Raw genomic sequence first — 25918 nt, 5'->3', positions numbered from 1 at the left:
GCTGCCGCCGTTTCCAGCGAATTGCTGGAGGCACCGATTGCCTCGACGGTACAGCTACCGCTTGAAGCAATTTTCCCTGTGCCAGGCCAGATAGGTTGCGTGCGGTCGCAGGTCGGGATTGGCAGGGATACGCAGCTTTCTATCCGGCAGAATCAGCTTGTCCAGATCATCGGGTACGCCATGGGGTGAGAGCAGGATGCTGTAGTCATCGGCGAAGGTCAGCAGGCCTCTATCAAATAGCCAGTGAGCCGTGCCGGTGAGGGCAATGCCATTGCGGACGGTATCGGGGCCATCGGCTTCTACCGAACGGATATGGGCAGCCTGAACTTCAGGGCGACCACCGCCATTGATCAGGCGAAGACCTGTGACCGCACAAGTGTTTGCGTAGGCGTTGCGGACATGGCGCCTGAATGCGGCATCACGAAATTTTCGTTGGCTGACCTGTTCCACGATGGGGTGCACGACATACTCAGGCACAGGTTCTGCCACCCGGTCAGCCAGCTCCCATGGTTGGGGCTGGGCGTACAGGCCGGCTTGTGCGATTCGATCGAATTCCTCTCTGGGAATCAGGCGAACAGATCGACCGAAGGCGCCTTTGTTGGTTGAACCATCCGCTTTTTGCAGAATTGATTCCCGGTACTCTGCACCTTCACGAAACGCGATGGCTTGATCGAACTCCAGGAAGCCGCGCATCTGTGCGTAATGATGATCCGGTCGCGCGGGGTCCTGCGTGATGCCCGCGACTTGAGCGATGGCAAAGTAGGCTTGTCGGCCACCAGCGCGGTTCGGACCAGTGGACCGACGTGGTTCGTAGTAGATGATCCAGTCACCAATAGCCTCTTCGACCTGTCGAAGATAGGTGCGAGGGAAGTGGTAACGGCACTCGATCTGGTCGTCGTAAGCGGAGCTTTCTGAAGCGGTGAATATCGCGTTGGTCATCCTGCCTCCCCGTGTTGCCCAGGTTACCAGGGATAACGCGCTATGGGATTTCACGCGTGGCACGGCATGCCGGACTTGCAAAAGCGGAAGTATCGTGGAGTCCTTCAGGGGCGTTCAGCGAGCTGATGGCGAAGCGGTGCAAGGGATCAAAGTGCACACCACGCTGTGCCCACAGCGCATGTCAGCGCGACACGTGCGGCGCGTGCCGAAACTGGCTCCGGTACAACCGGCGCAATCCGATCAGCGCCACCAGCAGCCAGGCCAGCAGGCTGACGTAGACGCCCACGGCAGGAATCGTCCGCAGAAAATCCAGATGCAGTGCCTGTGCCAGTTCGAACGTGCCCACGGTATACATGCCGATGGGAAACACGATGTCCCAGTCGTCGGTTTCGTAACGCACCGGCACGTGGCGCCAGATGTGGCGCCACAGTTCCAGGATCACCAGCAGCGGAATCCACCAGCTGGCAGTGGCCCAGAAGAACAGGGTGAATCCTTTCACGAACGGCAGCAGGGGCAACAGCGGGCTGGCGGCTGGCGTGTTGATGACCACCAGGCTGCCGGCCAGCGTGGTTACCGCCAGTGCACCCATGTCGATCCAGTACGGTGGCGTGAACTCGCGTGCGCGCATCGGGAAAAACACCATGCGATAGACCACCAGCGTGATGATCAGCAGGTACAGCGCCGCGCCCAGCAGGTACAGGCACAGCGCCACGAACAGCCAGCCGCCGCGCGGCGTGGGTGCGTGGCCGGCGATCAGTGCAACCAGTGCCGCCAATGCCTGCGTGGAGACCACCGCCACCAGCCAGCCGCCGTTGATGCTGCGGGTGAAGCCGGGCTTGAAGCGGGCGGTGATGGTGGCGGCGAAGAACAGGTAGATCAGTGCCAGCCAGAGGACGGCGCCGGCGATCGCCAAGCCCAGGGCCAGCCGCGGACACGACACCACCAGCAGGCATTGGCTGCCGAGCACGCTGGTCGCCGCTGCCAGTGTCAGGAAGCCGGCGCCGCGCGAGGGATCGACGAAATCCGCCACCATGCTGTGGCGAAAACGCGCCAGCCGCAGCGCGGTCAGCACCAGCAGCCAGGCGTAGGCGATCAGGTTGAAGGCGAACAAGGCCAGCGCCAGCCACGGCATGCCGTGTTGGCTGGCGTCGACGGAGACGATGCCGGTGGCCATCACCAGCGCGAAGCAGCCGGGGTCGAGCCGGCGTACTCGCCGCAATAGCGCATCCACCACAGCCATCGCACCCTCCATCGCCGGCAACCTCGGTCATTATGCGACCGTGGGCCGGCGCGCCGGTGTGAAGGCGCAGCAGAGACACGACCCCGGGCCCCGCCGTTCGCACTGAGCGTAGCCTGCGCAGCTGGTGGAGTCGAAGTGGGGCCCGCATGGCCAGCGCTTCGCCGTGGGTGTCCTGCGACTTCGGCCTTCGGTCTGCGCTCTGCACTCGGAGCCTGCCCCGGACGCAATCCGGGGCGAGCGGTAACAAATGGTCTTCGGACGAGGTGTGATTTTTTTTTCGCGCCGTGCGAATCATGGGGTGTATCACGGGGAATACGGATGACATGACCAGCCGCAGCCATCAGCGACAGTTCGAGGCACTGCTGCACGAGCATCGCGGCATCGTGTTCAAGGTGGCTTCGGTGTATGCCGTCAGCGCTGCCGATCGCGATGATCTGGCGCAGGAAATCTGCGTGCAGTTGTGGCGATCGTTCGGCCACTACGACGAGCGCCGGGCGAAGTTTTCCACCTGGATGTACCGCATTGCGTTGAACGTGGCGATCTCGCAATTGCGTCGCCGCAAGACGTCGCTGGACAGCCGTGTCGAACCGCTGGATGAACATCATCTGGACAGCATCGGTGGTGGCCAGGTCATTGCCGAAACTGATGAGCGGCTGGCTGCGATGTACGCCTGCATCGGCCAGCTCGATCCGCTCCATCGCGCGCTGATCCTGCTGTACCTGGAAGACCGCAGCTACGCCGAGATCGCCGACGTGCTCGGCATCAGCGAAACCAACGTGGCCACCAAGATCAATCGCATCAAGCAGAAGCTGCGCGGCCAGATGACCGCGCCGGCACCTACCGGAGCATGACGATGGAACTCGACGAGATGAAGCTGGCCTGGCAGGCCATGGGACAGCAACTGGAGCGGCAGAATGCGTTGCAATTGGAGCTGTTGCGACAGGGGCGCGCCGACCGCCTGCACCGGCACTTGCGACCGCTGGCATGGGGACAGTCGCTGCTTATCGTGCTTGGCGTCGCCATCATGCTGTGGGGCATCAGCTTCTGGTCGACGCACCTGGGCATCTGGCAGGCGGTGGCTTGCGGTGCCTTCATGCAACTGTTCGGTACCCTGGCGTTTGCCTTCCCGATCCGCTTGCTGGTGATGCAACAAGGCATCGATTACACCGCGCCGGTGCTGGACATCCAGCGCCGCCTTGCCCGGATGCGCGTCTGGCGGGTGAAGGTGGAAGCGCCGGTGTTCGCGGTGCTGGGTGGCGTGGTGTGGATACCGGCCTTGCTGATGCTGGCGCAGTACGAGGGGGATCGTGTCGGGCTGAATCTGTGGCAGCAGGGCTGGCGACCGGGGCTCATGGCGTGGCTGTTGCTGAGCGTGGCGGTGTCGGTGGGCCTGGTGTTCCTGATCCGCTTCGTGCTGCGCCGGCTGGGTCATGGCCGCTGGCTGGAGAATGGCCTGGCCGGCAGCGCCATCGTCAGGGCTGAAGCGGTGCTGGAGGAGATGGCGCGCTTCGAGCGGGACTGAAGCCGTCCGTCATTCCGGCGCAGGCCGGAATCCAGTGTCGTCACGGCGGGGTTATCGCGAAATCCCTGAGCCCGGTTTCTGGATTCCGGCCTGCGCCGGAATGACGACTGGGTACGGAATGGCGGTGGGACAGGGCCTCAGCGCGCCTTTGGCTTCAAGCGCACATAGATCTGCTTGCGCACCCGGGCGATTACTTTGCCCGAGGCGGTGACGACGTCGGTCTCGAACCAGCGCAACACCTTCTCGCCGCCGGCGGCTGCCGTGCGCAGTTCGTCGATCACGCCGGGTTCCAGCTTGAAGTGGGCGTAGACGTCTTCATAGCCAGGTGCGACGAAGTCGATCGTGCCGGCCTTGTCCCACACGAAGTAGTCCTTGCCCAGTTGCTGCATCACCAGCAGCATCCAGAACGGGTCGGTCATCGCGAACAGGTTGCCGCCGAACTGGCTCTTGACGTAGTTGCGGTTCCACGGGCGCAGGCGCAACACCACCCTTGCTTCGGTGTAGTCGTCGCTGACCGATTGCAGGCGGATGCTGTTGAACAGGAACGGCGGCCACAGATTCAACAGCCGGCGGAAAGTGGATGCGCGCATGGGGCGGGAAGCGTGTCGAAGTCGCCGGAACGATACCATACCTTTGCGTATGGTGTGCCACTCGCACCGCTTAGAACAACAGCGAAGCCATCCGGCGCCGGTAGCGTCCCACCAGTTCCGCATCATCGAGCGTATTGAACGCCGCCAGCAGGCGCTTTTTCGCGGCACCGTCGTTCCAGTCGCGGGCCTTTTCGAGGATGACGAGGAACTGGTCGAGGCCGGTGGCCGGCTCGTCGCCGAGCAGCAGGCGCACGCCGAGCAGGTCGCGGGCCTCCCAGTCCGTGGCATCGGTTTGCACGCGCTGTTGCAGTTCGGCCAGCGTGGGCGCGTTTTTCAGCGTGCTCGCCAGTTCGAGCTGGCTGCGCAGGCGGACGGCGCGGGCATCGGTGGCGAGGTTGGCGGGCAGGGCGTTCAGTTCGGTTTCGGCGGCGTCGCTTTGACCGGCCTGCATCAGTGCCAGGGCGAGGTCGAGCTTGAGCTCGGCACGGTCCGGCTCGGTGGCGATGGCCTGCTGCAGGCGGTTGATGGCCTGTTCGGGCGTTTCGGCCGGGGCTTCGACGGCGTCGGCGGCATCTTCATCGCCGGCTCCGTCCAGTGGCTGCAGATGGCGCGACAGGAATTCGCGCAACTGGCCCTCGGGCAAGGCACCGGAGAAACCGTCGGCGATCTCGCCATTCTTCACCAGCATCACGGTGGGAATGGAGCGGATGCCGAACATGCCGGCCAGCTCCTGGTTCTTGTCCACGTCGACCTTGGCCAGCCGGAACGCGCCGTTGTATTCGGCGGCAAGCTTTTCCAGCATCGGGCCGAGGGTCTTGCACGGGCCGCACCAGGTGGCCCAGAAATCCACCAGCACCGGGGTGGCCTGCGAGGCCTGCAGGACATCGGTCTCGAAGTTGGTCGGGTCCACGTCGAAGACGTGAGTGGTGGCGGTATCGGTCACGATGGGCTCCGGTAGGCGGGATGCCCGCTGAAGGTCGGGGCGGGCACGAGCATATCAAGGGCTTCGACACATGCGCGCCGTTGACGCGGATTTGCGAGAATGGCCGGCATGAGCGTCCCGTCTCCCGCCATTGAGCAGGCCCCGGCCCCCGTGCCGGCGCCGCTGCTGATCTGCGAGCACTGCGACACGGTGTATCGCCGCCGCCCGCTGGCGTGCGGCGAAACGGCGCGTTGTGCGCGCTGCGATGCGGTGCTGGAGCGCCATCAGCGGCTGGGTACCAACGCCATGCTGGCGCTGATATTGACGGCCATGCTGGTGTTCGTGGAAGCGAACGTCTGGCCGATCGTCACCCTTGGGCTGAACGGCGAGAAGGTGGCCACCACGCTCTGGGGCATGATCCTGGCGATGTGGCACGAAGATGCCAAGGTGGTGTCGGTGCTGGCGGCGGCTACGCTGTTCTTCTTTCCGCTGGCGAAGATGATCGGCATGGGCTGGCTGTTGTTGTTCGCGCGCAAGGGGCAGCGGGCGCCGGGCTTCCGGTCGCTGATGGTGGGGCTGCATTACTTGCATCCGTGGACGATGAGCGAGGTGTTCGTGCTGGGCGTGCTGGTATCCATCGTCAAGGCGCACCTCTATTTCGAGATCAGCCCGGACCCGGGCATCTTCGCGTATGCGGCGCTGGCCGTCCTGATCACGATCTTCGCCGGGGTGGACTTGCGGCAATTGTGGGAAACCCTGCCGGAGCACGCGACCACGGAGCCGACTGAATGAGCGCGCTGCCGCGGGCACACGAGCTGGGGCTGATCGGCTGCCATGTCTGCGGACTGGTTTGTCGCGACACGCCGATGGACGACGCGGCCTGCCCGCGCTGCGGCTCGGCGCTGCATCGGCGCAAGACGGCCAGCTACGCGCGCACCTGGGCGCTGCTGATTGCCGGCTTCCTGCTGTACATCCCGGCCAACGTGCTGCCGATCATGCGCACGGCGAGCCTGGGCGACGTGGACGACAACACCATCATCAGCGGCGTGATGGAGCTGTGGAACAAGGGATCGCCGGATCTGGCGGTGATCGTGTTCACTGCCAGCATCCTGGTGCCGATGACGAAATTCTTCGTGCTGACGACCCTGCTTGTCAGTGCTCGTCGGGGCAGCAACTGGGCACGTCCGCAGCGTGCGAAACTGTACCGGCTGGTGGAATTCATCGGCTACTGGTCGATGCTGGACGTGTTCGTGGTGGCGTTGCTGACGGCGCTGGTGCAGTTCGGCATCTTCAGCCTGGTGGCGCCGTTGCCCGGCGTGATTTTCTTCGGCCTGACCGTGGTGCTGACCATGCTGGCCTCGATGAGTTTCGACCCGCGTTTGATCTGGGATGGCAGGACCGACGATGACTGATGAATCCAGGGCGACTCCCCCCGACGACTTGCCGCAACCGGTGGTACGAAGCCGACGCGTTGGCATATCGCTGATCTGGCTGGTGCCGGTCATCGCCGCACTGGTGGGGTTGTCGCTGGTGGTCCATGCCTGGTTGCAGGCGGGGCCCACGATCAACATCAGCTTCCAGACCGCCGAGGGCCTGACGCCGGGCAAGACGCCGGTGAAATACAAGAGCGTGACGATTGGCAAGGTCGAGAAGGTCCGACTCGGCAAGGATCGCGACCACGTCGTGGTCAAGGTGGCGCTGGAAAAGAGCGCCGAAAGTTTCGCCACGGCCGACACGCGTTTCTGGGTGGTGCGTCCCCGCATCGGGCTGGGTGGGGTGTCGGGGGTCGGCACGCTGTTGTCGGGGGCCTATATCGGCGCCGACATCGGTGACTCGAAAGAGGAAAAGTACCGCTTCAAGGGGCTGGAGCTGCCGCCGGCGATCACCCACGGTTCGCCCGGGCGCAGCTTCGTGCTGCATGCCCAGGATCTGGGTTCGCTCGACGTGGGCTCGCCGATCTATTACCGGCGCATCCAGGTGGGCCAGGTGGCGTCCTATCAACTGGACAAGGATGGCAGCGGCGTCACCATCCGGATTTTCGTGGGCAGTCCGAACGACCACTTCGTCACGGCTTCCACGCGTTTCTGGAATGCCAGTGGCGTGGATGTCTCGCTGGGCGCGAACGGGCTGAAACTCAACACGCAATCGCTGGCCGCGGTGCTGGCCGGTGGTGTGGCGTTCCAGAATCCGCCGGGGCCGCACGACAGCACACCGGCCGCCGAGAATGCCAGCTTTCGCCTGTTCGACGACGAGACCACCGCGATGGCGCCGCCGGATGGCCCGGCGCACTACATCCGCATGCGTTTCAGGCAGTCGCTGCGTGGGCTGGCGGTGGGCGCGCCGGTGGAGTTCCTTGGGGTGAACTTCGGCAAGGTGGTGTCGATCCGGATGGATTACGACGAGAAGACGCAGAGCTTCCCGTTGATCGTCGGCGCCGTGGTCTATCCGCAGCGGCTCGGGCAGGCTCACGACAAGCTGGTGGCACTGGCCAAGGCGCAGGGTGACAACGCGGACCTTTCGCACATGGTCGGCCGGCTGGTGGCGCATGGCCTGCGGGCGCAGGCGCGCACCGGCAACCTGCTCACCGGGCAGCTCTACATCGCGCTGGATTTCCTGCCGCATGCGGCCAAGGTGAAGTACGACCCCGATGCGCATCCGCTGGAGATTCCCACCGCGCCGGGCAGCTTCGACAAGCTGCAGGAGCAGTTGGCCGAGATCGTGGACAAGATCCACCGGATCCCGTTCGACAGCATCGGCAAGCATCTGGACGATTCGCTGGCCAACCTGGACAGCACGCTGAAACAGGTCAACGGCCAGGTGCTGCCGCAGGTCAGCGAGACCTTGAAGGGCGCGCAGGGCACGCTCGGCTCGGCCAACCACATGCTGGCCGGCGATTCGCCACTGCAGCAGAACCTGGGCGCCACGTTGCAGGAACTGCAGCGCATGGCGCGTTCGCTACGCGTGCTGACCGACTATCTCGGCGTGCACCCGGAAGCGTTGATTCGCGGGCGCCACGCCGATCCGGCCGTGCACGCGCCCGCCGCGGAGCCGACACCGTCTGCTGCGCCGAAGGGCACGGCATCGAAAGGGAGCAAGCCATGATTCGCCTGCGTTATCCGCTCGTGGCCACGCTGGCCGTGGCGCTGGTCGCCTGCGCCTCCGCGCCGATGCATTACTACACCTTGATGGCGCCGGCCGTGGCCGAAGCAGCGCCTGCCGTCACGCCGGCCTCGTTCCGTTTCGCGCTTTTGCCGGTGGGCATTCCGGCCCAGGTCGACCAGCCGCAGCTGGTGGTGCGCGAAGGCGGGCAGGGCGTGGCCATGCTCGATGGGCAGCGCTGGATCGCCCCGCTGGGCGATGAAGTGCGGGGCGCGCTGTCGGCCGATCTTTCGCGCGACATGGGCGCGCAGGATGTCAGCGGACTACCCACGGGGAACCAGCCGGTGCTGCGCATCAAGGTCGACCTGCGCCGCTTCGAATCCTCGCCCGGCCAGTACGCCCTGATCGACGCCGCCTGGAGCGTGCATGCGCTCAAGGGCGATACGGTGCTGGCCTGCACCAGCCGGATCCGGGAGAGCGTCGGCCCCGGTTTCGACGCGCTGGTGGCGGGCCATCAACAAGCATTGGCGGAGCTGGCACGGCGTATCGCCGCTGTGGCCCCGGTGGTCGCCGGCGGCAGAGTACCCGCCTGCCCGGCGGATTAGAACGGCCCCGCCATTGCCGCAGGGCGGGCATGCCCGCCGTCGTCATCGCCCCGCAAGGCGGGCATGGTCCGCCTTGCGGAGGCCTTTCCGCCCGCCCGTCGGCCCCGTCCGTCCGCCGTTCTGCTAGTCTGGCGCGTTCAACACGGCCGCCGGCCATGACGGTTCCCGGCGCCGGCCACAGGCACAACGGCAGCGGAACATGCAGGACATCCAGCAACAGGCCTCCAACGACTATGACCCGCAGGCGGTGGAAGCCGCCGCACAGCGGTACTGGAACGAACAGCACGCCTACGAGGTGAAGGAAGACCCGGCCCGGCCGAAGTTCTTCTGTCTCTCGATGCTGCCGTATCCGTCCGGCGCGCTGCACATGGGCCATGTGCGCAACTACACCATCAGCGACGTGATCAGCCGCTACCAGCGCATGCAGGGCAGGAACGTGCTGCAGCCGATGGGCTGGGATGCGTTCGGCCTGCCGGCCGAAAACGCCGCGATCAAGAACAAGACCGCGCCGGCGAAGTGGACCTACGCCAACATCGAGCACATGCGCGGCCAGCTGAAGTCGCTGGGCTATGCGATCGACTGGACCCGCGAGTTCGCCACCTGCCGTCCGGATTACTACGTGCACGAACAGCGCATGTTCGTGCGGCTGATGAAGAAAGGCATCGCCTACCGCCGCAACGCGGTGGTGAACTGGGACCCGGTCGACCAGACCGTGCTGGCCAACGAGCAGGTGATCGACGGCCGCGGCTGGCGCACCGGCGCGCCGGTGGAAAAGCGCGAAATCCCGCAGTGGTTCCTGAAGATCACCGATTACGCGCAGGAACTGCTCGACGGCCTGGACACGTTGCCCGGCTGGCCCGACGCCGTGAAGACCATGCAGCGCAACTGGATCGGCCGCAGCGAGGGCCTGGAAATCCATTTCGCGGTGGAGGGCGAAGCCACGCCGCTGACCGTGTTCACCACACGACCCGACACGCTGATGGGCGTGACCTTCGTGTCCATTGCCGGTGAACACCCGCTGGCGCAGAAGGCTGCGCAGGGTAATCCGGCGCTGGCGAGGTTCCTGGAAGAACTGAAGCACGGCGGTGTGTCCGAGGCCGAACTGGAAACCCAGGAAAAGCGCGGCATGGCCACTGGCCTGTTCGCCATCCATCCCGTCACCGGCGACAAGGTGCCGGTATGGGTCGCCAACTTCGTGCTGATGGGTTACGGCACCGGCGCGGTGATGGCCGTGCCCGGCCATGACGAGCGCGACTTCGAGTTCGCGACCAAATACCAGTTGCCGATCCGGCAGGTGATCGACGTCGACGGCGGCGAATACGACGCCACGCGCTGGCAGGACTGGTACGGCGACAAGACCCGCGCCGACATGCGCGTGGTCAACTCCGGCGTGCTCGACGGCAAGAATTACAAGCAGGCCTTCGACGCCATCGCCGAGTTGCTGGAGAAGGACGACAAGAGTCAGCGCCGCGTGAACTACCGCCTGCGTGACTGGGGCGTTTCGCGCCAGCGCTACTGGGGTTGCCCGATTCCGGTGATCCGTTGCGTCAAGTGCGGTGACGTGCCGGTGCCGGAAGACCAGTTGCCGGTGCTGCTGCCCGAAGACGTGGCCGACGTGTACTCGAAGGGCGGTGGCGTGCAGTCGCCGATCAAGACCGATCCGGAATGGCGCAAGACCACCTGTCCCGAGTGCGGCGGCGCGGCCGAGCGCGAAACCGACACCTTCGACACCTTCATGGAGTCGAGCTGGTACTACGCGCGCTACACCTCGCCGGGTGCCGCCACCCAGGTCGACGAACGCGCCAACTACTGGCTGCCGGTGGACCAGTACATCGGCGGCATCGAACACGCCATCCTGCATCTGCTGTACTTCCGCTTCTATCACAAGCTGTTGCGCGACGCGGGCATGGTGAATTCGGATGAGCCGGCGACCAACCTGCTGTGCCAGGGCATGGTGATCGCCGATACGTTCTATCGCGACAACGCCGACGGCTCGAAGGACTGGATCAATCCCGCCGACGTGGAAATCCAGCGTGACGACAAGGCGCGGACGATCGGCGCGGTGCTCAAGGCCGATGGCCGGCCGGTGCAGATCGGCGGCACCGAGAAGATGTCCAAGTCGAAGAACAACGGCGTCGATCCGCAGTCGATGGTGGGCAAGTTCGGCGCCGACACGGTGCGTCTGTTCTCCATGTTCGCCGCGCCGCCGGAGCAGTCGCTGGAATGGAACGAGGCGGGCGTGGAAGGCATGTCGCGCTTCCTGCGCCGTTTCTGGCGTGAGGTGACCACGCATGCCGCACAGCCGGATCACGCGGTGGTCGATCCGGCGCAACTGGATGCCGGCCAGAAGGCCTTGCGCCGGCAGTTGCACGAAGCCATCCAGAAAGTGGGTGACGACCTCGGTCGGCGCCACTCCTTCAACACGGCCATCGCCGCGCTGATGGAACTGCTCAACGCGGTCGGCAAGTTCGCCGACATGAGCGAGCAGGGCCGCGCGGTACGCCACGAAGTGCTGGAAACCATGGTGCTGCTGCTGAACCCGGTGGTGCCGCACGTCAGCCATCGCCTGTGGCAGGTGCTGGGGCACGCCGAAAGCGTGCTGGAAGACCAGCCGTGGCCGAAGGTGGACGAAAGTGCGCTGGTGCGTGATTCGCTGACCCTGGCGGTTCAGGTGAACGGCAAGTTGCGCGCTACCATCGAGGTTGCCGCCAGTGCGTCGAAGGACGAGGCGGAACAATTGGCTCGCGCGCACCCGCACGTGACCAGCTTCTTGGAAGGGAAGACCGTGCGCAAGGTGATCGTGGTACCGGGCAAGATCGTCAACATCGTCGCAGGATGAAAGCCATGAGCCGTTCGCTCCAAGTTTCGCTGTTGCTGCTGTGCGGCCTCGCGCTGAGCGCCTGCGGCTTCCATCTGCGTCGCAGCGCGGCGTTGCCGCCGTCGATGCAGCGCGTACATCTCACCGTCAGCGGCGGTGGCGAACTGCAGCGCAACCTGGCGCGCACGCTGACCGCCTCCGGCGTCACTGTCGAGGACGAAAGCGGCCCGGGCATCGCCGAGCTGGACGTCACTACCGCGCACTTCAGCACCGACTCGCTGAGCATCAACGGTTCCGCCCGCGTTACCGAATACGCCGTGCGCTACCACGTCGAGTTCAACGTCAAGGACGGCAAGGGTGACTTGCTGATCCCGGGGCAGCACATCGACATGTCGCGCGAGTACAGCTACAACGCCGGCGACACCGTGGGCAGCACCGCCGAGGTGGAAGAGCTGCAGCGCAGCCTCAACGACGACATGGTGCAGGCCATCCTGTTCCGTCTGCAGGCGGCCGCTAAGCATCCCCAGCCCGTAATGGGTGCGGCTGCCGCGCCGGCACCAGCCAGCAGCACGCACTGAGACAGCCATGCCGCTGAATGCCACCCAATGGCAGAAGGCGCTGGCGGCGGACAGCCTGCGCCCGGTCTACCTGCTGGTGGGCGAGGAATTGCTGGTGCTGGAAGCGGCCGACGCATTGCGCGCGCAGGCGCGCAAGCTCGGCTACAGCGAGCGCGACGTGCTCGACGCCGGTACCCATTTCGACTGGAACGATCTGGCTCGCGCGGGCGCAGGCATGTCGCTGTTCGCCACGCGACGGATGATCGACCTGCGCCTGCCCACCGGGCGCCCGGGCAAGGAAGGCGCCGCCGCGCTCACCGAGTACTGCGCCGACCCGCCGCCCGATGTCACCCTGCTGGTGACGGCCACCACCTGGAGCAGCAAGCACGACGGCGCGTGGAGCAAGAAGCTCGACGCTACCGGCGCGATGGTGGTGTTCAACGCACCGCGCCCGAACGAATGGAGTTCGTGGATCGGTGCCCGACTCGCTTCGCGCGGCTTGTCGGCCACGCCGGATGCCGCGGCATTGCTGGCCGAGCGCGTGGAAGGCAACCTGCTGGCCGCCGCGCAAGAGGTCGACAAGCTTGCCGTGCTGCGTGCCGGCGACAGCTCGCGCATCGATGCGGCGGCGATGGAAAGCCTGGTCGCCGACAGCGCCCGCTACGACGCCTTCAAGCTCACCGATGCCGCCTTTGCCGGCGACGGTGCGCGCGCATTGCACATCCTGGCCGGCCTGCATGCCGAAGGCGAGGAATTGATCGGCCTGATGGGCTGGCTGGTCAATCAATTGCAGCTTGCATTGCGCCTGGCCAATGCCCGCGACTTCGCCGCGCAAGCCCGCCTCGAACGCCTGTGGCCCGCACGCGAACAACTGTTTCGCAAGGCCCTGCGTCGTGCCCCGCGCGAACACTGGCTGCAATGCCTGGCGCGCGCCTCGCGCATCGACCGCATGGCCAAGGGGCGCGAAACCGGTGAACCGTGGCGCGAAGCCGAGCGGCTGATTGCCGCCATCGCCGAACCGCGCGCGGCCATGGCACTCGCCTGAACGCCAGACTTGTCATGAAGCCCCTCGCCATCCTCGGCGGCACCTTCGACCCGGTACACATCGGCCACCTCAACGCCGCCTGGGAAGCCGCCGAACTGCTCGACGCCGAAGTGCGCCTGATGCCTGCCAACGTGCCGCCGCATCGCCCGCCGCCGGTGGCCAGTGCCGAACAGCGCGTGGCGATGCTGCGCGCCGCGCTGCAGGGGCAGTCGCGACTGAGCCTCGACACCCGCGAACTGCAGCGCGAAGGCCCGTCCTATACCGTCGACACCCTTGTCGAGCTGCGCGCCGAGCAGGGCGATCGTCCGCTGGTGTTGCTGCTGGGTGAAGACGCCTTCGCCGGATTGCCGAGTTGGCATCGTTGGCATGAATTATTTGAGCTGGCGCATATGGGAGTGCTGACGCGGCCGGGGGTTGAACCGACGTGGCCGGCGGGACTTGCTGAGGCGATCAGCGGACGTTTGACTACCGATCCCCAGGGTATTCGCGCCACCCATGCTGGCCGAGTGGTCCTGATGCCGATCACGCCTTTGGAAATTTCCGCTACGCGCGTGCGCGAGCTGCTCGGTGCAGGGTGGCAGCCGCGTTATCTGCTTCCTGGTGGGCTGCTGGACAGTGTGGCATTGCTGGCACCATATCGACGGTAGATCGCCCACGAGAGCAGCTGGCGTCCAAGAAGCTGTGTCGCATGTGCTGTTCTTGATTGGGAGGACAGTCTCCGCTTCGGGCAGAAACCTGAAAATGTGTTCCTGCGAAAGCGCTTCTTCGGTCCCATGCTCTTCAATGCGTGGAAACGTCGGGATTCCGGCGTCTGGTGCCATTCAGTGCCGTAAAGCGACACACCAGGGTCCATGAGCCCTCAGTACGGCAGAAACTCAAGTTTCAATCCGTGAGTCTCCACCTGCTGTACCAATTTCTCCGATGCGACCATGTACATCCGGAACGCATGGTCCCGGGCCAGGTAGAACTCCTGAGTTACAGGCTTGAAGACGGGCCTCGTCAATATCCGTATTCCGCGGATATTGGAGAATGACGAAGCATCGGTATCGATCAGGTCCAAGGCGAGTTCAATCTTGCCTGCACGATAATCTCGTGTGCCTCCGCGCAAATACAGGGTTGCAGGGACCATTGTGACACTCTGTGCAAAAGCTTCCGGCATCGATGTGACGAACTTTTCGGAGAAGATGGGAATCCCCTTGGTCGTCTGGAGGTAGTCCGGTCCGATCTTGTCAAATTTCTTGATATCCAGGTCGACATCGATTTCGACCTTGTTGATGCTGACGGTGGCGGTCGGATCATCAATGAATATCGCAGTGCCGAATTCGTCTTCTCCTCGCATGGTGATTGAGAATTCGCCCAGCGATGTCGGATGGAGGAGCTCAAAATATTTCACTAATCACCTATCTGGCGCAGGTCAAATGACCGGTTCTCGTCCTGTTTCTCAGGTCCATCTGGAAATCCCTGAAAGCTGCCCGAGCGTCCGCCGCACTCAACCCACGCAAATGCGGTAACAATTGTTGCAGTTCCCTTGTGACCTGTTGATTGTACTGGGTATGTAACGGATGGAACCCGCGATGCAGTCCCATGTTGGGATAATTGCTTGGACGCCCTGAGGCGTATCGCGGCATGTACATCATGTTGTGAGCACCATGTACGTCGCTCATCGTCAATCCGAGCGAGGATAATTGGGGCATGAAATCGCGCCATACCGCGAACGGCACCAGATGTTGCCGTTCCCATCCTCTGACACCTGGCATCCATGGGGGCATTCGCCGGATGCCTGTCTTGGGATCTATGGGGTTTCTTGCCAGCCCCAGCGGATCCACCCACTGGATGGTATTGGGGCCGTACTGATAGAGGCTGATGCCCCCTACCAGACGAATGGGATCCTGGCTGATGTACGTGCCGATACAAGACGCGTAGTAGCGGTGTCGGTTGTAACAAAGATCGCTTTCCTGATCGAACTGCTGTCCTTGGTATCCGATGAAGTTCTGGATTTGTGCGACTGAAGTATTCGGGGCGCCTCCCCATGTGGCATAGCTTGCTCCCCAGACCACGGTGCCATTGCGATCGGTCATCCGGGTAGGGCAGCCGTTCACATCGACGTGGTAGTGGTAGACGACTGGCGTCCATTCGATGGCGGGTGTTCGGCCGGAGAGCAAATGTGATTGTTGTGTATCGCCGTCTTGCCGTCGGGCCGGCACGGCTGTGGTGGGTTGTTCTGTTGCAGTGCTCATGACAGACAACGATGCTTTGTCCGTGGCGCTCAATATCAAGCCGCCCGGCGTGCATGTTTTGAATGGTTGTTCCAATGAGCCGTGCTCGACGCATTTCTTGTGTTCCACTCCGATTAGCGATGGTGCGTCGGTCATCCCGGTTACCCCAGCACCCCTATTGGGCTGGCCAAGTGCGACCTGGCCGAGACCGCCAAAACCAGGGCCGGGCGCGATGCGCTGGGAGGTGGAGGTGCACATGGTGGCAGTCGCACTTGTCTGCGATGGGCCCGTCTGGGCGTGCGGTGCTGCACATTCGTGATGCTCGGCACGAGCAGACGGCAGGCTCTTGTCGTCGGCGGTGTTGCTCCCGCCTGCATATTTGAGACCGGGATCATTGTCCCCGCTCGCCACCATATTGCGTGTCGCCCGAGCGCGCTGCCGGTCAATCATCGCCAGTGGTATGAAGGTGTCGGAATGGTAGACGTATTCGCGCGTGCGGGGATGCAAGGCTTTGAACACTCGGTTGCGCTTTTGGGCGGCCATGAAGTCGACGACATGGCCGCCGCTCGCAGGCGCTGGTGCATCCGCAGCATCGCTGGCGTGGGTTACCTCGCCCAGCAGCACATCGCCATCCCAGAAAAACCACGTCGTATGCGTCGGGTTGCGCTTGAACACGCGTCGTCCCAGCGGGTCGTAGCCGTAGGTGGTGCGCAATTCTTCGCGGTCGCCGCCTTCCCAGTGGCTTTCGGCCAGGCGCTGGTTGGCGTCCCAGGCCAGGTGCAGGGTGGGGCGGCCGGGTTCCTGGTGGTGCTGGCGGCGGATCAGGTTGCCGGCGCGGTCGAATACGTAGTGGCGGCCGTCGTAGTCGCCTTCGCGGGTCCAGGCATCGGCAAGCGGGGCACCGCCCACGGCCTGTTTCATGCGCACTTCCAGCACACGGGTCTTGAGCCGGTCACCTGCGGGATCGTTGAGCCAACGGGTGAGCTTGCCGGCGGGATCGGTGTGCTCCAGCACGCGACCCATCGGGTCGTAGGTGTAGCGATCGGTGCCGTGGACGCTGTCGGTGCGTTCGGTGAGGTTGCCTGTCTGGTCGTAGGCGTAGCGGGTGTCGAACAGCGGCGTGTGGTCGTTCGTCACCGCCTGCGCGGTGAGCAGGCCGTCGGCGTTGTAGTCCAGCGTGCGGCGCAGGGTGGGCGTGAGTTGTTCGGCGACGACCAGCCCCGACGCGTTGCGTTCGATGGTGATGGGCGCGGCATCGTTGATGGTGATGCACTCGGGGCGGCCCAGTACATCGAAGCCGATGCGCACGGTGTTGCCGGCCGAGGTATGGCGCTCGATGCGATTGCCCAGCGCATCGTAGATGTTGTCCACGGTGAAGCCGTTCTGGACTTCCTGCAATAGCCGGCCTTCGGCATCGAAATTGCGGGTGACGTGGGCGACGGTATTGCGCAGTTCCACCAGCTGTCCCGCCGCGTTGTAGCGGAAGGTCTCGTGGATCTGGCGATTGGCATCCCGCGGATTGGGCAGGGTTTTCCGGGTGATGCGCCCCAGCGCGTCAGTGTCGAAGCCCAGGGCCCGGCCCAATGGATCGGTGCTGCGGCACAGGCGGCCGGCGGCATCGTAGTCGTAGCGGCGGCCCTGGCCCCAGTAGTCGATTTCCTCGACGATGCGACCGAGCGGGTCGCGCTTCAGCTCGTAGCGTTCCGCACGCTGGTTGATCACGGCGACCAGCCGTTCTTCGGTATCGTATTCGTAGCGAACGTCATGGCCGTCCGGCTGCCGGCGTCGGGCGAGCTGGCCGATGCCGGTGTAGTCAAACTGGGTGACGTGGCCGGCCTCGTCGCGATAGCGCACCAGTTGGTCTTCGGCGTCGTATTCGCAATGCACGCGGGCGTCGGTGGGCGAGATGATTTCGAGCAGGCGGCCCTTGGCGTCGTAGCGGTAGCGGCTGCTGCGGCCGGTGGCATCGGTGCGGCTGAGCAGGCGGCCCAGGGTATCGTGCTCGAAGCGATTGGCCTGTCCCATCGGATCGATGAGTTCGAGCAATGAGCCATGTCGGTCGAAGGCCAGTCGGGTGGCGGCGCCGAGTGCGTTGATGTGCCCGGTCAGCTGGCCATGCGCATCGTAGGTGTAGCGGGTGGTGGCACCCAGCGGGGTGCGTTGTTCATGCAGCAGGCCGTGTTCGTTCCACTGCTGTTGCCAGCTCGCTCCGGCAGCGTCGGTCATGGCGACGGGGTGGTCATTCTCGTCGTAAGCCGTTTCGATGACACTGCCGTCGGCTCGGGTGAGCATGAGCAGGTTGCCGTGCTCGTCGTACTCGAATTCGGTGCGCAACCCCATCGGGTCCACGACGGCGGTGGTGCGGCCGACGTCGTCGTATTCGAACACGGTGACGCCATCGAGCGGGTCGATCTCGCACAGTGGCAGGCCGTTCTCGTCGAACTTCACCAGCGACACATGGCCGAGCGAATCGGTGACTTCGGTTTCCTGCAATGCTTCGTCGTAGTGGAAGCGGTAGTCGTGCAGGCCGCCGTCGCCCCAGGCATGGATGACTTGCTGGCGGGCGTTGTACTCGTAGTGGAAACTCAGGCCGGTGCGGTCGGTGTGGCGCACCAGATGGTGTTTGGCGTATTCGAACCTGCGCGGCGCGCCCAGCGGGTCGATGGCCGCGACCAGGTCGCCGGCCTCGTCGTAGTCATAGCTGACCAGCGGATGGTTGATGCCAGTGGCGGGGTCGTGCAGCAGCAACTGGCGGATGTGGTTGCCGTGCACGGTGACGTCGATGAAACGCCCTTGCAATCCATCGATGCCGCTTTCCTGGATACGGGTGAGGCGCCCGTCGATGCGCTCGAAGCACCAGTGGTTGCCGCACCGGTCCTCGATGCGCTCGATGGGCAGCCGTTGCTGGCCCAGCGCGGCCACGTTGCGTGGTGGTCGCTGGAATGCGTAGACCAGGCCATCCTTGGTTCGTACCCGGTATGCCGCGCCTTCGGCGTACAGGCGCGCGCCATCGACCAGTTCGGTCACGGCATGTTCGAAGCCGTCCGCGGCAGGCAGTTGCGGGAACACCACATGACGATCCGTGTCGACGAACACCGCAATGCCATCGGTGTCGATGTCCAGGTGCAGGTCGGCGGGCGTCTGCCAGCCATGACCGCACAGGCCGGGCTGAAGGTTGCGCGAGCGATAGACGCGTGGCCACGCCAATGACAGCCGGCCCGGGATGACGAAGTCTTCGTGCTCCACCGCCACGCTGCCGTCGCGGATGTCCACCGGCTCGGCGCGCAGCACTTTGCACTTGAGGAATCCGCTGGGCATTTCACCGAATTTGCTCTTGCGCCAGGCCTTGAATTTCTCCATGGCGCTTTCGAAGCGTTTCAGCTTCTTCAGTGCCTTGAGACCTTTCAGCGCGCCGGCGAAACCGGCCTGGAACAGCAGGCCCATCATGTCGATGGTGGGCGCGCCGCCCACGCTGACGTTGCTGGGAATGGCCAGGTTCACCGCGGTGGGCAGGGTCAGCGACAGCGAGGGCTTCTTCGGTTTCTTCAGTCGCAATGGCGGGATCATGCCGACCATGTTGCAGTCGAGCACGGGCATGCACAGCTTGGAGAACGGCGCGCTGTCGGCGACCACGGTCTGGCTGCCCATGAACAACTGGTCGTCGAACTGCGGACCCTCGGGCGCTTCCTCCGGCGGAACCCACAAGCCACCGACCGGGATGTGCACGTTCAAGCCGCCGGTGCCTGCGGTGGCGCGCTTGATGCCGTGGACGTGGACGGTGCCGCCGATGAACGGGATGTAGTCGAACGGGTCGAAGACGATGCCGATATGCGGTGTCGGCAGGGGAATCGGGATCGGGCTGGGCGGAATCTCGTACAGGTGGATGTCGAGGCCCAACTGCGGATCGAAATGCTTGGCGGCGATGGTCATCGGTGACGTCCTTGTGGGTTACAGCGCGCGGCGCAGGGCACGCAGCAGGCTGTGTGCGTCGTGCCCGCCGACGCCGAACCAGTACACCAGCGCGATCGCCACGAGCACGGCGCCCGCCAGCACGAGCCAGCGTTGCGAGGTGCTCATGCGTGGTTCTCCAGCAGTGATTCGGTGGCGTTGGGTGCATCCGGCGTGGGAGCGAGCGGCGTCTCGGCCAGGTCGTTGCCGTCCGGCAGGGGCAGGAAGCCGGGTGGTTCGCTCCATTCCGCGGTGGGCTTGTCTTGCGGATGGCGCACGTCGGGCATGCCGTTCCAGCCCGGATGCAGCAATTCGCGGCCTACGGCGACGGTCTTGCGGAAGAACACGTCGCCGCCGGCAATCAATTGTTCGCGTTCCTTCACCAGTTTGGCGAAGGCGGATTCGCACTGTTCCAGCAACTCGGCGTCGATGCTGTCGAGGGCATCGCGAGCGGGCGCGTCGCCGAGCTTCGCGGCGCGATGTTCCGCGCGGACATGCGCGTCGGCGACGGCCTTCTGGTAGTCGTCGGCGCGCGTTGCCAGTTGCGTGGCGCGCCGCGGGTCCTCAAGTTGCAACAGGTTCTGCAGCAGCAACGGGAAGGTGGTCATGGCGCGATCGGGGGCTGCCATCTCGCGTGCCGCAGCTACGCCTTGCAGATGTTGCTGCAAGGCCTGCTCGCGCTGGTGGGCCTGGGCGAGGGAATGCCCGGCCATGCGTCGGCCTTCGATCACGAACAAGGGATTGGGTATCGACGCGGCCACTTGCGCGGCTTCGGCATAGGCCTGCGCGGCGTGCTCGGGCTGCTTCGCCGCAAGCAGGGCGCCGGCTTCGCCGAACCAGCCCTGCATCAGCAGGTCGTTGGCGGCGGGGTGTTGTTGCGCCTGGGCGACCAGCGCGCATTCGCGGGCGCGGCGATAGCGCAGCACGGCCTCGCCATAATGCTTTTCCTTCAGATGCGCACCGGCCACGGCCAGGTGCAGTACCACCTGCTGGTCGGGCCAGGATTGCCGTTCGGCAATGGCCATGGCGCGATCGGCGCGATGCGCGGTCTGCGCGGCGCTGCGCTTGTCGAGCAGGTTCATCACGTCGGTGAGCAGTTGCCGATAGGCGGTGGTACCGGGCGGACCGCCAGCCCCGGCCTGGGCGGCGGTGGCGCGCGCGATGTCGAACATGTCCAGCGGCGTTTCGATCAGGCGCGTCTGCGCGGGATGCTTGTCGATCAGGCCTTGCCAGGTGGGGCGGGCGATGCTGTCCACCAGTACCAGCCGCACGTGTTCGGGCACCGGTGCCGCCAGCGCCTGCGTCAGCCATTGCTCCAGCGCGGTCGCCGAGCCGACCTGTTCCGGCCACAACACGGCCACGCTGTAGCGCAGGTGTTCGCCATGGTGGCAGGTAAAGGAATCGAGCAGGCCGAGGAAGCCGGGGGCGGTATCCGGATGCGGTTCGAACGGACCGTTCCAGTCGACCTTCAGCGCCAGGTTCGTGAGCGTGTCGCGGCTGCGCAGGTAGCCGTCGAGCAGTTCGTCCTTCAGCGCGCGGCTGTAGCGATAGCCGGTCTCGAAGCTCGTCGAAAACTGCACGAACAAGTCGGGTGTGCCGGCGGTTTCGGGCTGTTGTTGCGCTTCGATGAAGGCGGACACCAGGCTCAGCGCATTGCCGGGAACGCGCCATACGGCCAATCGCATGGCCGGGTCGGCGCTGGTGTCCAGCCAGCGTTCGAGCAAGGTATCGATGGCCTTCTCGACCGGATTCCGTGTGACAGTCATGGTCGCGTCCCTGCGATCAGTTCAGGCTGATCTTGGCGCCGTTGATGCTGACGCCACCGCCGTCGATCTTGATCGTCGACCCGGCCGCGCTGATCACGATGGAGCTGCCGACGATCTCGATGCCGGCGCCGCCGACCTGCAGCGTCATCTTGCTGCCGGAGGCCAGCGTCATCGGGCCGCTGGCTGCCGTGTCGTGCTTGCCGCCGGCGACATGGCTGACGTCGCTGGCCACCATGGTCTTGTGCTGGCCGCCGATCTCCTGTTCGAGATTGCCGCCCACCTGGTGCGTGTCGCTGGCGGCCACCGTGGTGGTGCGGGTGGCATTGTGGTTTTCGGTGGTGGCGCCAAGCACGGTGCGCGTGGAAGTGCCGGTGACGGTTTCCGCCAGGGTGCCATTGCGCTGGCTGACGTGGTTGCCGTTCAAGGTGCTGGCGTAATCGCCGGTGATGGTTTCGTTGTAGCCGCCGGTGACGGTACGGGTATGGCCGGACTGGTAGGTCTCGGCCACCGCGCCGGCCACCGTGGCGGTGAGCGCACCGGTGATGGCATGGGTGGAACTGCCGGTGATGCTGGCGCTGTGGCTGCCCTTGACGTTGATGTCCTGGTTGCCGCCGATGGCGATGCTCTGGTTGGCCCCGACGTCAAGGCTGTGGCTGGCGCCGACGCTGGTGGATTTGCTGCTGCCGACCGAGCTGGTGTGGTCGTTCAGCACCGTGGTCGCCATGTCGCGCTGCGCGTGCATGTTGAGCAGTTCGGCGCCGGCGGCGTCGTGCATGGTCAGTTCGTTGAAGCCTTCGCCCTGCACGGTCTTCGAACGGATGCCGCTGACATGCTTGTCGAACGGTTGCGGGTTGTCCTCGTTGTAAACGCGGCCGGTGATGATCGGGCGATCCGGATCGCCATCGAGGAAATCCACCACCACTTCCTGGCCGATGCGCGGGGCAGAGACGCCACCCATGCCTGGGCCGGCCCATGGACTGGACACGCGTACCCAGCACGAGCTGCGTTCATCGCGCTGGCCCAGGCGATCCCAGTGGAACTGCACCTTGACCCGGCCGTAGCGGTCGGTCCAGATCTCCTCGCCGGCAGGGCCGACCACCGTGGCCGTCTGCGGTCCGCGCATCAACGGCAGCGGCGTGACGCATGGTGGCCGGTACGAAATCTTGCGGCGCAGGCAGGTGGCCTCGGTGCGATACACGCAGCCCTCGGCTTCGGAGAAGTCGGGCTTGAAGTTGTTGCGGGCCTCGTGCGTCACCTCGAGCAGGAAAAACTGGCGCGGTTCCTCGTCGGCTTCCGCATGGTCGTAGTGGCCCTGCAGCACGAAATAATGGCCCGCACGCAGCGCACGACAGGTACCGCCCGTCTCGAACAGCTTGGTCTGCCAGCTGAGTTCCTCGCCGCGCAGGCCGGCCAGTGCCTCGCCGCCGCTGCTGTCGCCGAAACGCGCGGCGCCGTCGTAGCGGTAATGTTCCAGCACGGGCAGCACGCCATGCGGCGGTTCGAGCAGGCGATCCACCGAGAGCGCGCTGCGTGGCTGCTTGAAATCGAAGCTCTTGTGCGATTTCAGGCCGACGCCGACGCGGCGAATGGCCGTCCATTCGTCCAGGCCGTCCTCGTCGCGCACACCCTGGTCGGACTGGAAGTGCACTGCCGGATGCGGGCCAATGGCCGGGCTGTGGGTGGAATCATCGGCCAGCTTCAGCACGTGCGCCTCGGCCGAGTGCTCGAAGTAGTAGTGGATGCCGGCGTCTTCGAGCAGGCGCGAGACGAAGGCGAAGTCCGACTCGTTGTATTGCACGCAGTACGGCATCTTCGGGTAACGCGAGGCGGTGACGTCGGCGCTGTACTCGGCCAGCCCGGGATAGCGGGCGAACACTTCGTCGACGATGTCCAGCACCGTCATGCCCTGGAAAATGCGGCAATTGCTGGTGTGGCGCAGGAAGTCGAACCATGGCGCGACTTCGGCGCGGTAGGTGGCCAGGTCGCCATCGGTACCGGTGCGCGCGAATTCCTTCACGTAGCCGTGAAAGTGGCGATCGCCTTCAGGCGTCTGCAAGGTGAACCCCATCGGCTGGCCGATGACCTGCTTCAGCTCCAGCGTGGCATCGGGCGAGAGCAGGTCGGCGGTAAACGCGAAGGGGCGGGAAACCGCTTCGCTGCCGCGGAAGCGGTGGACCACGAAGGGTTCGGGATCAAGTTGGGAGGTGACCCGGATCAGGCGGTGATCCTGCTGGAAGCGGGCCATTGTTGGCATGGCTTCGGCGGTATGTCCGTACACGGTGTTTCTCCCTCGGGTAGCAGTTTGTCGTGAACCGCCACATCGCCTGGCTGCATCGCCATCGGTGTCACGGTGTCTCGAACATTGCCCCCTGCGACCGAGGGTAAAACAGCCGGCGAACGACGCAAAGTGCGCACGGGGTGACGGTTCAGCTTGTACTGGCCGCAATGTGATGGTGTTCGCACAAGCGCAGGGATCGCTGGAAAATCGTTCCCCCCGATCACAGCCCTGGCGATTCAGGTGGCGGCTCGCGGAAGCGCCCACACGCTGTTGGTTTCGCCTGCCTGCGCGCGACGGTTGGTGGCGCGGGCCAGTGCGGCAAAGCCGGCGGCCAGCGCCAGTGCGCCGAGGTCGATGGCGGCCAGCGAGGTGTGTCCAGCCGCGGCACTGCGCCAGAACCACCAGCCAGTGGCGAAGCCGTGCGCCGCGGGTACCAGCGCGGTGACAATCGCGGCCAGCCACAGCAATTCGCGTGCGGCCTGAATCGGTGCGCGCACGCAGGCCCACAGCAGGCACAGCGTCCAGCCGAAGAAGCAGACCCAGTGCTCGCCCGCATCCACGTTCCAGCCTGACCTTGGCAGCAGTTGCGCTGCGATGGCGGTGGCCGAAATCGCCACGCACACACCGATGCACACACCGACGGTAGCGCGTGCCATCACGTACGCAGAGCGACGTTGTTCGCCCTGGCGTCGGCGTCGGCGCGATTCGATCCACAGCAGGTTGCCGGAGTAGAACAGGAACGCGCCGCCCAGCCCGAGCAGGAAGTACAGCCACTGCACGGCGGCGTTGCCGTAATCGCCAAAGTGCAATGCGTAGGCCCAGGCCAGCGTGGCGTGGTTGGCGTCGCGGTGGCCTGGCAATTGATTGGCGATCACCGCGCCGCTGGAAGCGTCCAGTGCCAGCGTGCCGGCGGCCAGCGTGCGCGGCACAGCGCCGGTGATTTCCACGGTGGCGTGGGCGTCGCCGGCATGCGCCAGTTTCAGGTATTGCGGCGCGAAGTCGTCAAGGCCCTGCTTGCGTGCGACGGCAGCAGCCTGCGCCGCCCACGACGACACCGGTGCCAGCGGCGCGGCGATGCCCGATGGCTGCACGGTCGGCGCAGTATTCATGGCCGGCGCCGAGGCCGCCAGCAGCTTGCCTTGCCAGGCCAGCGGGCCGATCGCCAGCATCAGCACCACGGACAGGCACAGCATCGCGCCGGTCACCGCGAACATCGCGTGGAACGGCAGGCTCAGCACGCCGATGGCGTTGTGCGCGTCTTGCCAGAAGCGCTTGAGGTTGCGTCCCGGACGCAGCGCGAACAGGTCTTTCAGCAGGCGCGGCAGGTGGATGATCACGCCGCTCACCAGCGCGATGCCGTAGAGCAGGCTGACGATGCCCATCAGGTACATGCCGATGTTGCCGGGCAGGCCGAGCGAGAAGTGCAATGCGTTGATCAACTCCGGCAAACCAGCCCCCGGTCGTTCGGGGCTGCCGGCCAGGTTGTCCAGCGTGGCGAACTGCCATGTGCCGTGACTGTCCTGCCAGTACGCGCTGGGGCCTTCCAGCATGTAGCCGGGGAAGGTCATGCCCAGGTGGGTGCGGGCATCCGGATGACGCGCCAGCACTTCGTCGAGCAGGCGCTGCATGTCGCTCGTCGAGCGGGTGGTTGCCACGTGCGGCGTGGCCCACTGCTGCAACGGCTGCTGGAACACCGTGATCGCGCCGGCGTAGAACGCCACGAACAGCGCAAGCCCGGCGAGCAGGCCCATCCATGAATGCAGCGAAGTGAAGATGCGCAGCGTGGCCGGTTTCAGTTTCATGCGATGGTCCTCAACGCACCCATTCCAGCGCCTGCAGCATGCGCAGCAGCAACAACCCGCCCACCGCCAGCGCACCCAGCCACAACCACGCGCGCCTGGCGCTGGCGAACTTCAGGCTGGCGCAGATCACGCCGATCCACAACGGGATGAAGGCGAGCAAGCCCGGCACCAGCGTGGATTGCCACGACCCCGGCAGCAGCCAGCAGACCAGCCCCACCAGCGCGGCGGACAGGAAGAAGCCAGCCACCACGCCGGCCGCGAAACGGCCCCACATCAGTCGTCCTCCCGCGCGGTGGCCTCGGCGGCATGACGGTCGGCCAACAGCGCGAAATACGGTTGCATGACCAGCGCCAGCATCCAGCCAACCAGCATCGCGCACAGGCCGGCACCGGGTCCGAGTGCGGCGATCCAGCCGACCAGCGCCAGCACGGCGAGGGCGAAGCCGCCGCCCAGCACGCCGCGCCGACGTCGCCACGCGTGCCACACGCAGTGGGACGACGCGGCGTACAGCAGCGCGGCGGACAACAGCGTCGCCACGCATGCCAGCAAGGTCAGCCATGCCGTCATCGGC

At 65.1% G+C, this 25918-nt stretch carries 22 protein-coding genes; 10 read left to right on the top strand and 12 right to left on the bottom strand.

Annotation, left to right across the window (positions count from 1 at the left end):
- Window positions 1-54: 54 nt before the first annotated feature.
- Both AB7849_RS12235 and AB7849_RS12230 read right to left on the bottom strand, forming a co-directional pair.
- Window positions 55-939 carry an HNH endonuclease gene (locus AB7849_RS12235; RefSeq protein WP_008211080.1) on the bottom strand — a complete coding sequence of 295 codons (885 nt, stop codon included), beginning with the start codon at window positions 937-939 and terminating at the stop codon, window positions 55-57.
- A 181-nt stretch (window positions 940-1120) separates the two neighbouring features.
- The gene (locus AB7849_RS12230; RefSeq protein WP_037099635.1) at window positions 1121-2179 is read right to left on the bottom strand and encodes a tellurite resistance/C4-dicarboxylate transporter family protein; all 1059 of its coding nucleotides are present in this window, start codon (window positions 2177-2179) and stop codon (window positions 1121-1123) included.
- Window positions 2180-2502: 323 nt separating this feature from the next.
- Here AB7849_RS12230 and AB7849_RS12225 point away from each other — a divergent pair, with 323 nt between their 5' ends.
- Both AB7849_RS12225 and AB7849_RS12220 read left to right on the top strand, forming a co-directional pair.
- On the top strand, window positions 2503-3030 hold the full coding sequence (locus tag AB7849_RS12225) for an RNA polymerase sigma factor (RefSeq protein WP_008211077.1): 528 nt from the start codon (window positions 2503-2505) through the stop codon (window positions 3028-3030).
- Between the two features lie 2 nt (window positions 3031-3032).
- Window positions 3033-3701 carry a hypothetical protein gene (locus AB7849_RS12220; RefSeq protein ID WP_008211075.1) on the top strand — a complete coding sequence of 223 codons (669 nt, stop codon included), beginning with the start codon at window positions 3033-3035 and terminating at the stop codon, window positions 3699-3701.
- A 137-nt stretch (window positions 3702-3838) separates the two neighbouring features.
- Here AB7849_RS12220 and AB7849_RS12215 read toward each other — a convergent pair whose 3' ends face one another.
- Together AB7849_RS12215 and trxA are read right to left on the bottom strand one after the other, a co-directional pair.
- The gene (locus tag AB7849_RS12215; RefSeq protein WP_008211073.1) at window positions 3839-4291 is read right to left on the bottom strand and encodes a DUF4442 domain-containing protein; all 453 of its coding nucleotides are present in this window, start codon (window positions 4289-4291) and stop codon (window positions 3839-3841) included.
- A gap of 70 nt (window positions 4292-4361) precedes the next feature.
- Complete coding sequence (gene trxA / locus AB7849_RS12210; RefSeq protein WP_008211071.1) at window positions 4362-5234, bottom strand: thioredoxin; 873 nt, start codon at window positions 5232-5234, stop codon at window positions 4362-4364.
- A gap of 99 nt (window positions 5235-5333) precedes the next feature.
- Between trxA and AB7849_RS12205 the strand changes: the two genes are divergently transcribed.
- From AB7849_RS12205 to nadD, 8 genes are all read left to right on the top strand, one after another.
- A complete protein-coding gene (locus tag AB7849_RS12205) occupies window positions 5334-6005 on the top strand; it encodes a paraquat-inducible protein A (protein WP_008211068.1) in 672 nt (223 codons plus the stop codon).
- On the top strand, window positions 6002-6625 hold the full coding sequence (locus AB7849_RS12200; RefSeq protein WP_008211066.1) for a paraquat-inducible protein A: 624 nt from the start codon (window positions 6002-6004) through the stop codon (window positions 6623-6625). Before AB7849_RS12205 ends, AB7849_RS12200 begins: the two co-directional genes overlap by 4 nt.
- The gene (locus AB7849_RS12195) at window positions 6618-8315 is read left to right on the top strand and encodes a PqiB family protein (protein ID WP_369501109.1); all 1698 of its coding nucleotides are present in this window, start codon (window positions 6618-6620) and stop codon (window positions 8313-8315) included. Before AB7849_RS12200 ends, AB7849_RS12195 begins: the two co-directional genes overlap by 8 nt.
- Window positions 8312-8917, top strand: a complete 606-nt coding sequence (locus AB7849_RS12190; protein WP_008211059.1) for a PqiC family protein — start codon at window positions 8312-8314, stop codon at window positions 8915-8917. The genes AB7849_RS12195 and AB7849_RS12190 overlap by 4 nt, the downstream gene beginning before the upstream one ends.
- A gap of 199 nt (window positions 8918-9116) precedes the next feature.
- Window positions 9117-11756, top strand: coding sequence for a leucine--tRNA ligase (gene leuS, locus AB7849_RS12185; protein ID WP_369501108.1), 2640 nt, complete (start codon window positions 9117-9119; stop codon window positions 11754-11756).
- A 5-nt stretch (window positions 11757-11761) separates the two neighbouring features.
- Window positions 11762-12313: an LPS-assembly lipoprotein LptE gene (locus tag AB7849_RS12180; protein WP_008211051.1), complete on the top strand. Its 552-nt coding sequence runs from the start codon at window positions 11762-11764 to the stop codon at window positions 12311-12313.
- A gap of 7 nt (window positions 12314-12320) precedes the next feature.
- Window positions 12321-13337: a DNA polymerase III subunit delta gene (holA, locus tag AB7849_RS12175; RefSeq protein ID WP_092704523.1), complete on the top strand. Its 1017-nt coding sequence runs from the start codon at window positions 12321-12323 to the stop codon at window positions 13335-13337.
- A gap of 14 nt (window positions 13338-13351) precedes the next feature.
- The gene (gene nadD, locus AB7849_RS12170; RefSeq protein ID WP_008211046.1) at window positions 13352-13984 is read left to right on the top strand and encodes a nicotinate-nucleotide adenylyltransferase; all 633 of its coding nucleotides are present in this window, start codon (window positions 13352-13354) and stop codon (window positions 13982-13984) included.
- Between the two features lie 212 nt (window positions 13985-14196).
- On the opposite strand, the gene AB7849_RS12165 is transcribed toward nadD, so the two are convergent.
- The 8 genes from AB7849_RS12165 to AB7849_RS12130 all read right to left on the bottom strand — a co-directional run bounded on the left by AB7849_RS12165 (window position 14197) and on the right by AB7849_RS12130 (window position 25914).
- Window positions 14197-14730: a hypothetical protein gene (locus AB7849_RS12165; protein WP_037099611.1), complete on the bottom strand. Its 534-nt coding sequence runs from the start codon at window positions 14728-14730 to the stop codon at window positions 14197-14199.
- A 7-nt stretch (window positions 14731-14737) separates the two neighbouring features.
- Window positions 14738-19483: an RHS repeat-associated core domain-containing protein gene (locus tag AB7849_RS12160; protein ID WP_008211042.1), complete on the bottom strand. Its 4746-nt coding sequence runs from the start codon at window positions 19481-19483 to the stop codon at window positions 14738-14740.
- A gap of 18 nt (window positions 19484-19501) precedes the next feature.
- Window positions 19502-19630, bottom strand: a complete 129-nt coding sequence (locus AB7849_RS12155) for a hypothetical protein (protein WP_256364903.1) — start codon at window positions 19628-19630, stop codon at window positions 19502-19504.
- Window positions 19627-21267, bottom strand: a complete 1641-nt coding sequence (locus AB7849_RS12150; RefSeq protein ID WP_008211039.1) for a hypothetical protein — start codon at window positions 21265-21267, stop codon at window positions 19627-19629. Before AB7849_RS12150 ends, AB7849_RS12155 begins: the two co-directional genes overlap by 4 nt.
- Window positions 21268-21283: 16 nt before the next feature.
- Complete coding sequence (locus AB7849_RS12145; RefSeq protein ID WP_008211038.1) at window positions 21284-23512, bottom strand: type VI secretion system Vgr family protein; 2229 nt, start codon at window positions 23510-23512, stop codon at window positions 21284-21286.
- 269 nt (window positions 23513-23781) lie between these two features.
- Complete coding sequence (locus AB7849_RS12140; protein ID WP_369501107.1) at window positions 23782-25347, bottom strand: PepSY-associated TM helix domain-containing protein; 1566 nt, start codon at window positions 25345-25347, stop codon at window positions 23782-23784.
- A gap of 10 nt (window positions 25348-25357) precedes the next feature.
- Window positions 25358-25621, bottom strand: coding sequence for a hypothetical protein (locus AB7849_RS12135; RefSeq protein ID WP_008208079.1), 264 nt, complete (start codon window positions 25619-25621; stop codon window positions 25358-25360).
- Window positions 25621-25914 (bottom strand): hypothetical protein, encoded by a 294-nt coding sequence (locus tag AB7849_RS12130; protein ID WP_369501106.1) that lies wholly within the window; start codon window positions 25912-25914, stop codon window positions 25621-25623. Before AB7849_RS12130 ends, AB7849_RS12135 begins: the two co-directional genes overlap by 1 nt.
- Window positions 25915-25918 lie beyond the last annotated feature (4 nt).

Origin of the sequence: Rhodanobacter sp. FW021-MT20, from assembly GCF_041107475.1 — a bacterium.
GTDB classification, from domain to species: domain Bacteria; phylum Pseudomonadota; class Gammaproteobacteria; order Xanthomonadales; family Rhodanobacteraceae; genus Rhodanobacter_A; species Rhodanobacter_A glycinis.
The sequence above is the reverse complement of the archived record's forward strand: the minus strand, read 5'-3'. Positions and strand labels throughout refer to the sequence as shown.

Bases quoted from the DNA above. Each gene is read 5' to 3' on its own strand.
- AB7849_RS12235 (WP_008211080.1), bottom strand. From the start codon at position 939: ATGACCAACGCGATATTCACCGCTTCAGAAAGCTCCGCTTACGACGAC.
- AB7849_RS12230 (WP_037099635.1), bottom strand. From the start codon at position 2,179: ATGGCTGTGGTGGATGCGCTATTGCGGCGAGTACGCCGGCTCGACCCC.
- AB7849_RS12225 (WP_008211077.1), top strand. From the start codon at position 2,503: ATGACCAGCCGCAGCCATCAGCGACAGTTCGAGGCACTGCTGCACGAG.
- AB7849_RS12220 (WP_008211075.1), top strand. From the start codon at position 3,033: ATGGAACTCGACGAGATGAAGCTGGCCTGGCAGGCCATGGGACAGCAA.
- AB7849_RS12215 (WP_008211073.1), bottom strand. From the start codon at position 4,291: ATGCGCGCATCCACTTTCCGCCGGCTGTTGAATCTGTGGCCGCCGTTC.
- AB7849_RS12205 (WP_008211068.1), top strand. From the start codon at position 5,334: ATGGCCGGCATGAGCGTCCCGTCTCCCGCCATTGAGCAGGCCCCGGCC.
- AB7849_RS12200 (WP_008211066.1), top strand. From the start codon at position 6,002: ATGAGCGCGCTGCCGCGGGCACACGAGCTGGGGCTGATCGGCTGCCAT.
- AB7849_RS12195 (WP_369501109.1), top strand. From the start codon at position 6,618: ATGACTGATGAATCCAGGGCGACTCCCCCCGACGACTTGCCGCAACCG.
- AB7849_RS12190 (WP_008211059.1), top strand. From the start codon at position 8,312: ATGATTCGCCTGCGTTATCCGCTCGTGGCCACGCTGGCCGTGGCGCTG.
- leuS (WP_369501108.1), top strand. From the start codon at position 9,117: ATGCAGGACATCCAGCAACAGGCCTCCAACGACTATGACCCGCAGGCG.
- AB7849_RS12180 (WP_008211051.1), top strand. From the start codon at position 11,762: ATGAGCCGTTCGCTCCAAGTTTCGCTGTTGCTGCTGTGCGGCCTCGCG.
- holA (WP_092704523.1), top strand. From the start codon at position 12,321: ATGCCGCTGAATGCCACCCAATGGCAGAAGGCGCTGGCGGCGGACAGC.
- nadD (WP_008211046.1), top strand. From the start codon at position 13,352: ATGAAGCCCCTCGCCATCCTCGGCGGCACCTTCGACCCGGTACACATC.
- AB7849_RS12160 (WP_008211042.1), bottom strand. From the start codon at position 19,483: ATGACCATCGCCGCCAAGCATTTCGATCCGCAGTTGGGCCTCGACATC.
- AB7849_RS12155 (WP_256364903.1), bottom strand. From the start codon at position 19,630: ATGAGCACCTCGCAACGCTGGCTCGTGCTGGCGGGCGCCGTGCTCGTG.
- AB7849_RS12150 (WP_008211039.1), bottom strand. From the start codon at position 21,267: ATGACTGTCACACGGAATCCGGTCGAGAAGGCCATCGATACCTTGCTC.
- AB7849_RS12145 (WP_008211038.1), bottom strand. From the start codon at position 23,512: ATGGCCCGCTTCCAGCAGGATCACCGCCTGATCCGGGTCACCTCCCAA.
- AB7849_RS12140 (WP_369501107.1), bottom strand. From the start codon at position 25,347: ATGAAACTGAAACCGGCCACGCTGCGCATCTTCACTTCGCTGCATTCA.
- AB7849_RS12135 (WP_008208079.1), bottom strand. From the start codon at position 25,621: ATGTGGGGCCGTTTCGCGGCCGGCGTGGTGGCTGGCTTCTTCCTGTCC.
- AB7849_RS12130 (WP_369501106.1), bottom strand. From the start codon at position 25,914: ATGACGGCATGGCTGACCTTGCTGGCATGCGTGGCGACGCTGTTGTCC.